This window comes from Blautia luti (genome assembly GCF_013304735.1).
Classification (GTDB): Bacteria; Bacillota; Clostridia; order Lachnospirales; family Lachnospiraceae; genus Blautia_A.
The window spans coordinates 57,884-70,850 of sequence record NZ_JAAITI010000007.1 but is presented as its reverse complement, the minus strand read 5'-3'; the positions used below and the strand labels follow the sequence as shown (position 1 = coordinate 70,850).

Genomic DNA, 12,967 nt, shown 5'->3' with positions numbered 1-12,967 from the left:
TTGCTGTCAGATATAAAGCAGAATACGTACACCGAGACGTCCTTTTTTCGTCCGGCGGGATACTCCATCAAAAATAAAACGTCCTTTTTTTCGAACGGATATAATATCGCCTTCTTTAGGCTCATAGCCATTGGATGTAATCAGTTTTCCATTTACAAATACAAGACCTTCTTCAATACAATGTACAATACTGCTTCTTGACGTCCCAAAAGCCAGTGCGATCAATGAATCCAGACGTACAGAAGCACAGGTACCTGTAATTGGTGTCATTTTCGGCTGTGGAAATTCACCGGGGTCTTCTATCCTGGAAGCCACAACGGTGGTATGTCTTACACGGCACAGATTCTCCAGAAAAAAATCTGTCATTCTATGCAGGCAGAAGAAACTTGCCGTATGATCTTCTATGAGAATATCCCCCACAACACTTCTATCAACACCAAGATTTAATATGGCTCCAAGATAATCCCGATGTGTCAAATCTTCCGAAAATTTTACTGCCTTGGGTTCCAGACGGATACAGTCAATAGGATATTCCCCTGTAAAAGTAAGAGCATCAGAATGAAAGGCTACCATCTGACGCTCTGCATTTTCATATCCTCCAAAACTTTCCGCTGTTACGCCCAGCTTATGAAAATTCTGGCTGTTTAAAATATTTCGTTCATTTAAATTAAGAAAATCCGTAAATGTGGTAATATCTCGCTGATATGCCATATTCGCCAGTTCACGGATTCTCTTGATAAAAAGTTCTTCTTTATCCATGAAATCAGTACCCTACTCTTACAGATGGTACAGATCCTCCAAGGATATTCTGAAGATCACCGGTAATATCTACATTATATGGTCCAAGTACAAAAATGTAGCTGGATACCTGCTGAAGACTTCCTCCCAGGGAATAACATGCTCCTGAAGTAAAATCAATGATCCTCTGAGCAAGTTCCACATCAATTCCCTCAAGATTCAGAATTACAGTAGAATTGTCAACAAGTGTATCCGCAATCTCTCTGGCTTCTTCCATAGTAGTCGGTTTAATTACACAGACTTCCATATTTACAGTCTGTGCGGAACGCTTACTTGTACGCATTGGTGTGATTTTCGAAGACGGAGCTGGTCTGGAAACACGTTCCTGTCTTGCAGGTGCTTTTGTTGCAGCAGTCTTGGCTGTTACCTTTGGAGAAGCCACTTTAATTGGTTCTTCTTCCGGCTCATCATCCAGAAAATCCTCTTCGTCCTCTGTTTTCTTTTTGGAAAATTTCTCAAAAAACTTTTTCTTCGGTTTTTCTTCCATATCATCGTCATCATCAAGGAAGTCGTCGTCGTAATCATCTTCTTCCTCAAGGATGCTGTCATCTAATAATTCGTCATCGTCATAATCGTCGTTCAGTTTGATGGCATCTAAAAATTTATCTAAAACGCCCATTTTAAATCTCCAATCTTATTAGTCTTATATTGCGTAATTTCTTGCACCGAAAATACCGGTACCTACACGCACCATCGTAGCGCCCTCCTGCACGGCGACCATATAATCTCCGGTCATTCCCATACTCAGAACACTCATAGTAACATTATTAATGTTTTTAGCTGCAATGTCAACACTTAATTTCTTGAGTTCACGGAAAATTTCACGATTTTCCTCAGCATTTTCTACATAAGGAGCAATTGTCATAAGGCCTTTGACCTGTATATGGGAAAAACCTGCAATCTGTTCAATAAAGGGCAAAACTTCTTCCGGTTTTAAGCCAAATTTGCTCTCTTCCTGAGCTACATTTACTTCTATAAGAATCGGTACGACTACATTCTTTTTCTCTGCCTCTTTTTCTATGGTTTCAGCCAGTCGAAGAGAATCTACAGAATGGATCATCGCAACCTTATCCACAATATATTTTACTTTGTTACGCTGCAGATGTCCGATCATATGCCACTGAACATCCGCCGGCATCTGATCATATTTATCCACAATCTCCTGTACTTTATTTTCTCCGAAAACACGTGCACCTGCGGCATAAGCCTCCTGAAGCATTTCCACTGGTTTGGTTTTGCTGACAGCAATAAGTGTCACCTCTCCCGGATCTCTATTTACCTTCTTACAGGATTCTTCAATATTTTTTTGTACCTGTACTAAATTTTCCGCTACCATAGCCGAAAGCCTCCTTTATTAATAAAGTATATCTTGTTCACTTACTTTATCTGCATTTTTTACAATACGGTCATATCTGACAAGTCCATTATATGTTTCTTTGGAAACAACCGCGTATTCTTCATTTTCATCCAGAATTTCAATTCTGCGAAATACAGCATACCCTTGGTTGATGCAGTAAACGCCCTCCAGAACTTCTGTATCTCCGATTACAAACTTTTCTCCACTGTCCGGATCAATGATTGCATCGCCCTCATTGAATTTACTTTTATCAACGTAATAAATATAACTTACTTTCTGTGTTTTTTCATCCGTAACCTCATCACGTCCGTAAATACCCGTATTTATAAACGTTGTAGTACTGTTTCCTTTTTTGTTTCTGCCTGAAAGCATGAAGCCTGACTGCTGTGTATCTTTATCCGTTGTCATATATTTTGAGGGAATTGCATAAAATTCCTTCGTTACTATAGATGATAACGGAACTTTCAGTCCGGTCACATTATTGGTAACCAGCTCTATTTCAAGGAAACGATCTGATGCATATCGGATAAGGCCTTTATTGAAATCAATCCTTCCATATTTAGATCCGTCAATCTCCATAATGGAAAAATCTCCGGTCTGAGTCAGATCATCTTTTAAAAATTTAACACGTATAGATGTGCGGTCTTTCAGATTGGCAGCCTGTTTTTCACTTAGCGGAATCAACAGACTCCACCGTTCATCTGTAATAATTGTATAAACATCATCTCCGGCATTTACCTGGCCATCTGTTTTCAGATCTGTCTCCTGATAAGAATTCTGATCAAAATCTGCAGCTGTAACAGTGTCAACCGTTTTTGACTCGTATCCATCCGTAGAATACAAAATAATCCCATCGGTCTGTGCACGACGGATATTCGGATCACTGGAAACAGTTGTTGTAGTTGTTGTAACTTCCTCCCCATCTTCATTCACCGTACTGGTGGTAGACACACTGGAGTTATCAGAGGCATACTGAAGAATACTTCCGCTCAGTTGATATTTAAAACTGTATGTACTGTTAAATTTACTTGCATCAAAGCCTTTGGAAAAACTCTGCATATTACTGCGGATATCTGCCAGCTCATCCTTACTCAGAGAAGAACCACTGTCTGCGGCCTTGGAACTGTTTAAACTGTATACAGCTCCATTTGCATTGATTTTGGTTCCCTCTCTTGCATAATAGGTAACATACCCACCGGCATCTGCCTGTACTACATTTTCTGTCATAATAGACAGCCCGGTGTATGTTTCATTCATGGACAAGGGACCTGACGGAACCTGATAGGACTCCATATGAGAAGCCGTAAGATAAAGAATCACACTGAAAATCATATAAATAAGAATCGCTCCAAACATTACCGTTCCTATGTTCAGACCAAAAATTTTACGAAGTTTTGCTAGTATTCCAGGTGTGCTGCTGGAATGTGCTTTATTATCAGGCAAACGAATGCCTCCTTTACATCTTTCATTTCTTAAAATCCGTTTTATTGTAACATTTTCTTTTCCTGAATACAAGCTTTAAAACGTCCGAACATACTTTCCGAATATCCGTTTGCTATTTTTACAAAAGTATGTTATAATATTTAAAATATAATTTCGTGACGCTGTCATATTACGTCCGGCAGCAGATAAACTTTAACCCAGGGAGGTAAATACATATGACATATGGCAGAATCAGCAAAAAGCAGCAGGAAATACTGGATTATATGAAAAATGAAATTCTCAACAGAGGTTTTCCACCTTCTGTACGTGAGATCTGTGAAGCAGTAAATCTGAAGTCCACATCTTCTGTTCATTCTCACCTGGAAGCTCTCGAAAAAAACGGATATATTCGCAGAGACGCCACCAAACCCCGTGCAATTGAAATTATAGACGATAATTTCAATCTGGTGCGTCGTGAAGTTGTCAACGTCCCGCTTGTAGGTACCGTTGCAGCTGGACAGCCGATCCTGGCTGTTGAAAACATTGATGCCTACTTTCCAATCCCGGCAGAATATATGCCAAATGAACAGAGTTTTATGCTGACAGTAAAAGGTGACAGCATGATCAACGCCGGTATTTTTGATGGCGACCAGGTACTTGTAAAACAGCAGTCTACCGCCGAAAACGGAGATATGGTAGTTGCTCTGATTGATGATTCTGCCACAGTCAAAACATTCTATAAAGAAAATGGTTATTATCGTCTTCAGCCGGAAAATGACAATATGGAACCGATTATTATCACAGGAAACCTGAAAATCCTCGGCAAGGTATTTGGGGTGTTCCGTTTCTTTTCTTAAACTATGGTTTTCAGTTATGCGAAAACAGCAAAATGCGGTATCTGTTTAAAGGATACCGCATTTTTAGTGTTCAGCTTATTTATTCTTCACCCTCTGCCAGGAATTCCTGGGCATCAAGAATCTTTCCGTCTCTCCAGATTCTCTCCAGATCATAAAACAGTCTGTTCTCTTCGTCAAAGATATGGATGATCATATCGCCGTAATCCATAAGAACCCAGCTGGAGTTTCTGGTTCCCTCGATCTGTTTTGCCTCGTATCCGGCACGACCAAGCATCTCATCTGCATTGTCAACCATTGCCTGTACCTGATTCTGGTTGGAAGCACTTGCGATCACAAAATAATCTGCGATCACAGAAACCTCATGGATATCAATGATCTTGATATCTTTTGCTTTTTTATCATCCAGTGCCTTGCAGGCGATCCGGACCATCTCTTTTTCGATACTCATAGAATTTTAATCCTCCTGTCTGTTGGCTGCATCCTGCATTTTTCTGTCATGGAGGTCTTTATAATAAACATAAGCATCCCTGGTCGTACTGTCGATTTCCTTGGGATTTTCCTCCAGATATTCCAGTGTATCCTTCAAAATCTCATACATGCATTCGTCCAGATCTTCAAAAGCGATCTTTCGTACTTTCGGAAGATTCGGGGCTTTGTCACGCATTGGTTCAATATAATCTGAAATATATACGATCTTCTCAAGAAGACTCATTCCCGGTCTTCCAGTCGTATGATACGTGATCGCTGTCAGGATCTCTTCATCTTTAATGTCATATTTACTGCTGGCCACATAAGCCCCCAGCTTTGCGTGAAGAAGAAATGGATGATCCTTTTCAAAATCTGATACCGGAATATCATGCTGGCTGCACAGTTTCAGTTTCTTTTTATTAGGAATGCACTTTGCACTGTCATGAAGAAGACCAGCAGCCTGTGCATCCTCCAGATCATAACCATAAACCATGGCAAGTGCGGCACAGGTGTACATAACTCCCATCGTATGCTCAAATCTGGCTTCATCCAGATATTTGGAAAGTTTCTTTTTTATCTTGATAAAATCATATTTTCCCATCTGAATCATTTCCTTTATATATATCGTTTTTCTCAATATAGGAAATCACAGGCTGAGGAACATAGTAGCGGAGACTCTGTCCACTTTTATGCCAGGAACGGAGAAGCTCGCTGGAAACATCAATATTCATCGTATCCAATCGGATAAAATTCCCGCTGTACTTCTGTGCCAGAAGTTCCATCTGCTGATCAAGCTCCTTTAACGGGGTATGATCTCTGGTTGCTACTACCAGCACTGCTTCCTGACAGATGCGTCCCGGTTCCCTCCAGGTATCAAAATTATAAAGGGAATCCGCACCGATAATAAAATAATATTCTGTATCCGGATTCGCTGCATTCAACTGTTCCAACGTCCGGTAAGTATACGTATAGCCTTCCTCATGCATCTCGATCAGAGACAGCTCAAAATGAGGATTGTCCTTTATGGCAAGACGAACCATTTCCGCACGCTGTTCATCGGTAGCCCGGCCTTTCCGGTTTCGTTTATGCGGGGGATTTCCACAGGGCATAAACAAAACCTTATCAAGGCCCAGCTGTTCATAGGCTTTTTCTCCCAGAATCAGATGTCCCATATGAATGGGATCAAAAGTGCCGCCCATGATTCCTATTTTTTTTACTTTTTTGCTCAATTATGACCTCCCGAAATTACGGAAGAATGATCTTTTTCTTATCCTTTTTACCTTCTCTGTAGAGGACGATCTTTTTACCGATCACCTGTACTACCTGAGATCTTGTTCTCTCTGCAAGGACCTGTGCCATTTCACGTGGGTCTTCCAGACAGTTCTGAAGAACACTGATCTTGATCAGCTCTCTTGCTGCAAGAGCTTCCTCAACAGCAGCAGTATTTTCAGGAGTAAGACCTCCCTTGCCAAGCTGAAGGATCGGATCCATGGTCATGGCAAGGCCTTTTAAATATGCTCTCTGCTTACTTGTCATTTGTTATACCTCTTATTTATAATAATCGAAATCAAAGCCATACATACGAACCGTATCGCCTTCCTGGATACCGGCCTTTTCCAGTTCTTCCAGAATGCCGCCTTCTTTCAGGAATCTCTGGAAGAACGCAAATCCCTTCTCGGAATCCAGATTTGTATAACCAAGCATTTTTTCAATCTTAGGACCTTCCACAAGGAAGACTTCCGGATCTTCTTCGCTGCGTTCTACAGTAAACGGAAGATTCTCATTTACCAGAACATCCTCAGGGAAGAATTCCTGCTCAAACACGACCGGTTTCATAGGACTCTTGTCCAGAAGCTCTTTCACATGGAAAAGGAGCTCTCTGACACCCTGTCCGGTAACAGCTGAAATCGGATATACGGAAATGCCCTGCGGCTCAAATTCTTCTTTCAGTCGATCGATGGGGTTTTCTTCACCATCGTCAAAAATGCAGTCGATCTTGTTGGCTGCGATCACCTGCGGTCTTGCCGCAATTTCCGGATTGTAAGCTTCCAGCTCTTTATTGATCTTGTGGATATCCTCTACCGGATCACGACCTTCTACAGAAGCTGCATCTACAATGTGGATAATAACTCGTGTACGCTCAATATGACGGAGGAATTCATGTCCAAGTCCCACACCTTCGGATGCACCCTCGATCAGTCCCGGGATATCCGCGATAACAAAACCACCGTTATCCGTATCTACAACGCCAAGATTCGGGCTTAATGTTGTAAAATGATAATTGGCGATCTTCGGCTGTGCATTGGTCACACGGGAAAGGAACGTGGATTTACCAACATTCGGGAATCCTACAAGACCAACATCCGCGATCACTTTGAGCTCAAGGAGAACTTCAAGCTCCTGAGCCGGCTGTCCTGGCTGCGCGTATTTCGGTACCTGCATGGTAGCTGTTGCGTAGTGCTGATTTCCCTTTCCGCCACGGCCACCTTTTAACACGATCTGTCTGCGGTTCTCACCGGACATATCTGCAATGACTTTACCGGATTCCGCATCCATGATAACTGTTCCTTCCGGAACTTTCAGGACAACATCTTTGCCATCAGCGCCATGACAGCGTTTCTTACCGCCCTCCTGGCCATCCTCAGCTTTATATTTTCTTCTGTGTCTGTAGTCTCCGAGAGTATTCTGACCCTCATCGATCTCAAAAATCACATCACCGCCACGGCCACCATCGCCGCCGTCCGGGCCACCATTCGGTACATACAGCTCACGGCGGAAGCTTACATGTCCGTCGCCGCCTTTACCGGAGCGGATAATGATCCTTGCTCTATCTGCAAACATATTACACCTCTATTCCAAAAAAAGGCTCCAAACCGGATCGATTTGAAGCCTTTTACCTATTTCATTACTCTGCGTCTACAGGAACGATAGAAACCTGTTTCTTATCGCGACCTTTTCTTGTGAATCTTACGACTCCGTCTGTAAGTGCAAATAAAGTATAGTCTTTACCGCAGCCTACGTTTTCACCTGGGTGAATCTTGGTTCCGCGCTGTCTGTAAAGAATGTTTCCGGCTTTTACAAACTGTCCGTCTGCTCTTTTCGCACCTAATCTCTTAGACTCGGAATCACGACCGTTCTTTGTAGAACCAACTCCCTTTTTATGTGCGAATAACTGAAGGTTCATCTTCATCATTGTTGTTACACCTCCTTGACTTTTACTGTCAAATATCGATTGTTATAACTACCAGCAATTTCCGTCAGACCGAGAAGTAAGGAATCCATAAGGAGCATTCCCTGTTCAGAAAGATCATTTCTGAAATGAATGGAAACAAATCCATCCTTTTCATGCACATCAAAATTATCATCTGTGAATTTCTCAAGAGAATTCACCGTGTTAATAATCAGCGCAGACACAGCAGCACAGACAATATCCTGCCCGGCTTCCGCATAACCGGCATGTCCCTTCGAAATAAATTCTTCGTAAGATCCGTTTTTCTTTCTGACTTTAATTGTAATCATGATGACACCAGATTAACCGTTAATCTTTTCGATCTTAACTTTGGTGTACTGCTGTCTGTGTCCGTTTTTCTTGTGATATCCAGTTTTGCGTTTGTATTTGTAAACGATGACCTTGCGATTCTTACCGTTTTCAACTACAGAAGCGGTAACACTGGCATCTTTTACATCTTCGCCAACCTTTAATCCGTCATTGCTAACTGCGATTACGTTGTCAAATGTTACGGTTTCACCAGCTTCTACACCGAGCTTTTCAACTTTAATTACGTCACCCTCGGCAACCTTGTACTGTTTACCACCTGTTGCAATAATTGCGTACATCTGTGGCACCTCCTAATTATTTACTCGCCAAATTCGGTGGCTTCTGTCCTAAAACCGAAGCGCTTTAACCTCTTTGTGCGGCATACTCGATTATCATAACAGTGACATGCTGTTCTGTCAATAGTTTTTTTGACATTTTTATTATTTTTTTGCAAGTTCCCGGATATCTTCGATCACAGGACGTCTTACTTTCTTTCTGGTCATTTCCAAAATGTGTAATGGCGTGATATCAATGGCACGGCTCTTTATCGGATCTTTTCTGAGAAGCTTCTGTAAAACATGGAACAGTTCATCTCTGTGATCCGGGTTTTCCATATTGATAAAATCGATCAGAATAATGCCGGAAAGATTGCGAAGCCGTAACTGCCGGCTGATCTCTGCCGCCGCTTCCAGATTGATCTTGCGGAACGTTTCTTCCATTTTCTTCTTTCCGGTATATTTCCCACTGTTTACATCAATGGATACAAAAGCTTCGGTCTGCTGGATCACCAGAAATCCTCCACTGTTCAGCCATACTTTTTCTTTCTGGATCGTATCTAGTGCAGTTTCTACGCGATACAGTTTATAAAGCGGAAGCAGTTTATCCTGATAAAAACGAAGCTTTTCTTTGAGCTCCGGGCTGATCTCTTCCAGATATCCCTGAATCGTTTCCCTGATCTCGGGCACATCGGTGATGATCTCATCCAGGTCACGGCCATAAGCATCCCGTACAGCCGCCACATAAAATGGTTCTGTCTCCAGTACCAGACTGAAGCAGGTGCGGTTACGCCCCTGAACTACAGCTTTGTAGTAACGGCCTTTCAGCCATTCCAGTTCCTTCAGGATTTCTTCTTTGGAAGCGTCTGCGGCATTGGTACGGACGATGATCCCGAATTCTTTATCCGGGCGGTCTGCTTCTTCTTTCAGCCATCCGCTGAGGCGATGGCGGTCTTCCTGTGTCAGTTTGGAAGACAGTCCAAATTTTTTATCTCCTGTCGTAAGAACAAGATATCTTCCTGTAAAATTCAGATTGGATGTCAGTGCAGGAAGTTTTCCCTTCATAGCATCCCTGCTCACCTGGACCAGAAGTTCATCTCCCGGACGCAATGGCCCGTTCCCTTTTCTTCCTGCGGAAAAAACAGCTCTCTGCGCTTCCGCAAGAGGATAGTAACATCTCTTTCCAGGTCCGATCTGGACAAAAGCCGCCTGGATATTGGATGCGATATTCTCAACCTGTCCGGTATAGATATTTCCAAGAATGGATTTTTCCTGATCGGATTCCAGCCGGACCTCCATGATCCGTTCCTCTTCAATAAGAGCCGCAACTGTACAGGGTACATCATGGATCTCCATCCTTGTTATGATCAGTTTACTCAATTTCCTCACCTAATGATTCCAGCGTTACAAAACGCGGGCTTGCATTTTCTCCCTGGTCTGCATACATTTCCAGACGTTTTACTGTAAAGGCAAATTCCGGAAGTTCTTCTCCCAGCCATTTGAAGAATGTATTTGTTACCAGTTCCGGTTTCGTGTAATTGGAGCTTGCGGATGCCAGCATATAGAAGAAACCATTATTTCTTACTTTCATTTTATAGATATTCGGACGAAGATCGATTTCCTTTTCACTGCGCTTTGTCTGTTTGGTCACTTTGATCTCCGGCTGTGCCAGAAATTCTTCCACACGGTTTTTCCATTCAATAGAAGGCTCCTTGCCCGGCCGGAACTCCACAAAGTAATCTGCTGCTGCCACCAGCGCCATCGCTTTACCCGCTTTTCCATCCTCTACCTTACGGACACTTACGATATGCATTCCCTCTGCCATCTGTTCATCCAGACGGGCTGCAATCTCAGCCGTAGACATATCTTCTGCCATTTCCAGGTCAAAATAATCTCCCAGGCTTTCCATTCCAACACCAAGTGGAACTGCAAAAGACATGATCATATGGGGGCTGTACCCACCGGAAAAAGCTACCGGAAGTTCTGCACGACGAAGTGCTTTCTGGAAATAACGCATGGTATCCAGATGTCCCACAAACTTCATAGGGCCTTCTTTACTGAATTTAATTCTTACCTTCAAGGCAGACACCTCCTTTAAATTTCATAGCTCCACATGCGGAACATTTCTGACGGCAGTTTTCTGTCACAACGCCCTCTTTTGCACGCTGCCATTCACGCTCCAGGAATTTACGGCTGACACCAGTATCAATGAAATCCCATGGAAGGATCTCATCCAGGCTTCTTTCACGAAGTGTATAGAATGTCATATCCACACCACACTCAGCCATGGCTTCTTTCCAGATATCATAATCAAAATTTTCTGTCCAGGCGTCATAGAGAGCACCTTTTTCATAAGCTTTCAGGATCACGTCCGCACATCGTCTGTCACCACGTGCGAGAAATCCTTCCAGAGCTGTTACATCCGGTTCATGCCAGTTGTAACGGATACTTCTCTGATTCAGCTGGGCGCGGACTTCATTTTTAACCACCTTGGCTTTTTCCACAAAATCCTGCTCTGTATACATTGGTGCCCACTGAAATGGGGTGAACGGCTTCGGCACAAAGAAAGATGTGCTGACGTTGATCTGTACCTTGCCTTTACGCTGTTCTTTCGGAACTACCTCATAATAGGTCTCTGCGATCTTCTGTGCCAGATGAGCAATTCCCTTCATATCGTCTTCTGTTTCTGTTGGAAGGCCAAGCATAAAGTAAAGTTTTACCTGATTCCAGCCGCCTTTGAACGCCTCGCCAGCACCATGGAGGATCACTTCCTCTGTCAGTCCTTTGTTGATAACGTCACGGAGACGCTGAGAACCGGCCTCCGGTGCAAAAGTCAGGCTGCTTTTCTTTACATCCTGCACTTTACTCATAACATCCAGCGCAAAAGCATCGATCCTGAGAGACGGAAGAGAGATATTGATCGCTTTTCCATGGAACTCCTCGATCAGGAAATTCACCAGTTCTTTCAGCTGGGAATAATCACTGGAACTTAAAGAACTGAGGGAAATCTCTTCGTGTCCTGTATTTTTCAGCATGATACGTGCGGATTCTTTCAGAGTCTCCACATCACGTTCACGGGTAGGACGGTAGATCATTCCTGCCTGGCAGAAACGACATCCACGGATACATCCTCGCTGGATTTCCAGAGTTACACGATCCTGTGTAGCTTTAATATGTGGAACAACCGGTGCTTCCACTGCACGGTATTCCTTCTCCATGTCTATAATCAGCTGTTTCTGGACTTTTTCCGGAACGCCAGCCTCTGTTGGCGCAAAGGATGCGATCGTGCCGTCTTCTTTATAGGTAACTTCATAAAGAGATGGAACATAAATTCCAGGGATCTTAGCTGCTGCCAGAAGAAAATCTCTCCTGCTGCCGCCAGCTTTCTTATTGGCCTTATAAGCATCAAAAAGAGCATCATAAACCGTCTCGCCCTCTCCAATATAGAACAGGTCAAAAAACGGCGCCAGCGGCTCCGGATTATACGCACAGGCACCACCACCGATCACAATCGGGAAATCCTCACCACGGTCCGCACTTTTCAGCGGAATCCCGCTGAGATCCAGTACCTGGAGGATATTGGTATAACACATTTCATAACCAAGAGTAATACCAAGAAAATCAAAATCACGGATCGGCTCCTGGGACTCCAGTGCAAATAACGGGATATTCTGTTCCCTCATCACTTTATCCAGATCCGGCCACGGAGAAAAAAGGCGCTCGCACCATACGTCCTCACGCTGGTTAAACATGTTGTAGAGGATCATCATACCGAGGTTGGACATGCCGATTTCATAGACATCCGGGAAGCACATTGCAAAACGGATTTCTACCTCATTTTTATCTTTCATTACAGAGTTGACTTCGCCGCCAATATAGCGGGCAGCTTTATCAACTTTGAGCAAAATTTCATCACTTAATGCTAGTTTTCTCATTCTATCCCTTTCTAAAATTAGTAGTATTTCACAAAGAATTTAAAGATATAAAATTCAGTGAAACATCAAAAATGTTTATATTTGTAAGCCAATTCTTGTGTAAAAAGTTGCTATAAAATGGTGCCCAAAACCCCGTTTGGTCAAAAATGGACATTTTTTCAACTTGCCAACAATGGTTATCATTACCCGCAAACAGTTAATATCCTGCGGATTTTCGCGAACTTATCGTAAAGAAAAATGGCATTTTGTATATTAAAATACAATGCAATGCCAAATATCACTAATAGCACAAAATTGACACACCTTCTCCCTATTAT

At 42.8% G+C, this 12,967-nt stretch carries 16 protein-coding genes; 1 reads left to right on the top strand and 15 read right to left on the bottom strand.

Features of this window, described 5'->3' with window-relative positions:
- Positions 1-6: 6 nt before the first annotated feature.
- Genes G5B06_RS05770 through G5B06_RS05755 form a run of 4 tightly spaced genes read right to left on the bottom strand, consistent with a single transcriptional unit; the run spans position 7 to position 3,598 of the window.
- Entirely contained in the window at positions 7-759 is a 753-nt protein-coding gene (locus G5B06_RS05770; protein ID WP_173761618.1) for a YlmH/Sll1252 family protein, read from the bottom strand.
- A gap of 4 nt (positions 760-763) precedes the next feature.
- The gene (locus tag G5B06_RS05765; protein ID WP_173771531.1) at positions 764-1,417 is read right to left on the bottom strand and encodes a cell division protein SepF; all 654 of its coding nucleotides are present in this window, start codon (positions 1,415-1,417) and stop codon (positions 764-766) included.
- A gap of 24 nt (positions 1,418-1,441) precedes the next feature.
- Positions 1,442-2,134 (bottom strand): YggS family pyridoxal phosphate-dependent enzyme, encoded by a 693-nt coding sequence (locus tag G5B06_RS05760; protein WP_173761616.1) that lies wholly within the window; start codon positions 2,132-2,134, stop codon positions 1,442-1,444.
- A gap of 18 nt (positions 2,135-2,152) precedes the next feature.
- Positions 2,153-3,598: an HlyD family efflux transporter periplasmic adaptor subunit gene (locus tag G5B06_RS05755; RefSeq protein WP_148446955.1), complete on the bottom strand. Its 1,446-nt coding sequence runs from the start codon at positions 3,596-3,598 to the stop codon at positions 2,153-2,155.
- A 215-nt stretch (positions 3,599-3,813) separates the two neighbouring features.
- Here G5B06_RS05755 and lexA point away from each other — a divergent pair, with 215 nt between their 5' ends.
- Positions 3,814-4,434 (top strand): transcriptional repressor LexA, encoded by a 621-nt coding sequence (lexA, locus tag G5B06_RS05750; RefSeq protein ID WP_021978042.1) that lies wholly within the window; start codon positions 3,814-3,816, stop codon positions 4,432-4,434.
- 79 nt (positions 4,435-4,513) lie between these two features.
- Here lexA and rsfS read toward each other — a convergent pair whose 3' ends face one another.
- The 11 genes from rsfS to G5B06_RS05695 all read right to left on the bottom strand — a co-directional run bounded on the left by rsfS (position 4,514) and on the right by G5B06_RS05695 (position 12,650).
- Positions 4,514-4,882, bottom strand: a complete 369-nt coding sequence (gene rsfS / locus G5B06_RS05745) for a ribosome silencing factor (protein ID WP_021978043.1) — start codon at positions 4,880-4,882, stop codon at positions 4,514-4,516.
- Between the two features lie 6 nt (positions 4,883-4,888).
- Positions 4,889-5,503, bottom strand: a complete 615-nt coding sequence (gene yqeK / locus G5B06_RS05740) for a bis(5'-nucleosyl)-tetraphosphatase (symmetrical) YqeK (RefSeq protein ID WP_021978044.1) — start codon at positions 5,501-5,503, stop codon at positions 4,889-4,891.
- Positions 5,490-6,131 carry a nicotinate-nucleotide adenylyltransferase gene (nadD, locus tag G5B06_RS05735; protein WP_148446960.1) on the bottom strand — a complete coding sequence of 214 codons (642 nt, stop codon included), beginning with the start codon at positions 6,129-6,131 and terminating at the stop codon, positions 5,490-5,492. The genes yqeK and nadD overlap by 14 nt, the downstream gene beginning before the upstream one ends.
- Positions 6,132-6,147: 16 nt before the next feature.
- Positions 6,148-6,438 (bottom strand): ribosome assembly RNA-binding protein YhbY, encoded by a 291-nt coding sequence (yhbY, locus tag G5B06_RS05730; protein ID WP_021978046.1) that lies wholly within the window; start codon positions 6,436-6,438, stop codon positions 6,148-6,150.
- Between the two features lie 12 nt (positions 6,439-6,450).
- A complete protein-coding gene (obgE, locus tag G5B06_RS05725) occupies positions 6,451-7,743 on the bottom strand; it encodes a GTPase ObgE (protein WP_173761615.1) in 1,293 nt (430 codons plus the stop codon).
- Positions 7,744-7,807: 64 nt separating this feature from the next.
- Entirely contained in the window at positions 7,808-8,095 is a 288-nt protein-coding gene (gene rpmA / locus G5B06_RS05720) for a 50S ribosomal protein L27 (protein ID WP_015525168.1), read from the bottom strand.
- 5 nt (positions 8,096-8,100) lie between these two features.
- Positions 8,101-8,421, bottom strand: coding sequence for a ribosomal-processing cysteine protease Prp (locus G5B06_RS05715; protein ID WP_173761614.1), 321 nt, complete (start codon positions 8,419-8,421; stop codon positions 8,101-8,103).
- Between the two features lie 12 nt (positions 8,422-8,433).
- A complete protein-coding gene (rplU, locus tag G5B06_RS05710; protein WP_015525170.1) occupies positions 8,434-8,739 on the bottom strand; it encodes a 50S ribosomal protein L21 in 306 nt (101 codons plus the stop codon).
- Positions 8,740-8,880: 141 nt separating this feature from the next.
- A complete protein-coding gene (locus G5B06_RS05705) occupies positions 8,881-10,104 on the bottom strand; it encodes a ribonuclease E/G (protein WP_334297582.1) in 1,224 nt (407 codons plus the stop codon).
- Positions 10,088-10,804: a TIGR03936 family radical SAM-associated protein gene (locus tag G5B06_RS05700; RefSeq protein WP_334297581.1), complete on the bottom strand. Its 717-nt coding sequence runs from the start codon at positions 10,802-10,804 to the stop codon at positions 10,088-10,090. The genes G5B06_RS05705 and G5B06_RS05700 overlap by 17 nt, the downstream gene beginning before the upstream one ends.
- The gene (locus G5B06_RS05695) at positions 10,779-12,650 is read right to left on the bottom strand and encodes a TIGR03960 family B12-binding radical SAM protein (RefSeq protein ID WP_148446969.1); all 1,872 of its coding nucleotides are present in this window, start codon (positions 12,648-12,650) and stop codon (positions 10,779-10,781) included. The genes G5B06_RS05700 and G5B06_RS05695 overlap by 26 nt, the downstream gene beginning before the upstream one ends.
- Positions 12,651-12,967 lie beyond the last annotated feature (317 nt).

Excerpts from the sequence above, each read along its gene's own strand:
- G5B06_RS05770 (WP_173761618.1), bottom strand. The coding sequence starts at position 759 with ATGGATAAAGAAGAACTTTTTATCAAGAGAATCCGTGAACTGGCGAAT.
- G5B06_RS05765 (WP_173771531.1), bottom strand. The coding sequence starts at position 1,417 with ATGGGCGTTTTAGATAAATTTTTAGATGCCATCAAACTGAACGACGAT.
- G5B06_RS05760 (WP_173761616.1), bottom strand. The coding sequence starts at position 2,134 with ATGGTAGCGGAAAATTTAGTACAGGTACAAAAAAATATTGAAGAATCC.
- lexA (WP_021978042.1), top strand. The coding sequence starts at position 3,814 with ATGACATATGGCAGAATCAGCAAAAAGCAGCAGGAAATACTGGATTAT.
- rsfS (WP_021978043.1), bottom strand. The coding sequence starts at position 4,882 with ATGAGTATCGAAAAAGAGATGGTCCGGATCGCCTGCAAGGCACTGGAT.
- yqeK (WP_021978044.1), bottom strand. The coding sequence starts at position 5,503 with ATGGGAAAATATGATTTTATCAAGATAAAAAAGAAACTTTCCAAATAT.
- yhbY (WP_021978046.1), bottom strand. The coding sequence starts at position 6,438 with ATGACAAGTAAGCAGAGAGCATATTTAAAAGGCCTTGCCATGACCATG.
- obgE (WP_173761615.1), bottom strand. The coding sequence starts at position 7,743 with ATGTTTGCAGATAGAGCAAGGATCATTATCCGCTCCGGTAAAGGCGGC.
- rpmA (WP_015525168.1), bottom strand. The coding sequence starts at position 8,095 with ATGATGAAGATGAACCTTCAGTTATTCGCACATAAAAAGGGAGTTGGT.
- G5B06_RS05715 (WP_173761614.1), bottom strand. The coding sequence starts at position 8,421 with ATGATTACAATTAAAGTCAGAAAGAAAAACGGATCTTACGAAGAATTT.
- rplU (WP_015525170.1), bottom strand. The coding sequence starts at position 8,739 with ATGTACGCAATTATTGCAACAGGTGGTAAACAGTACAAGGTTGCCGAG.
- G5B06_RS05695 (WP_148446969.1), bottom strand. The coding sequence starts at position 12,650 with ATGAGAAAACTAGCATTAAGTGATGAAATTTTGCTCAAAGTTGATAAA.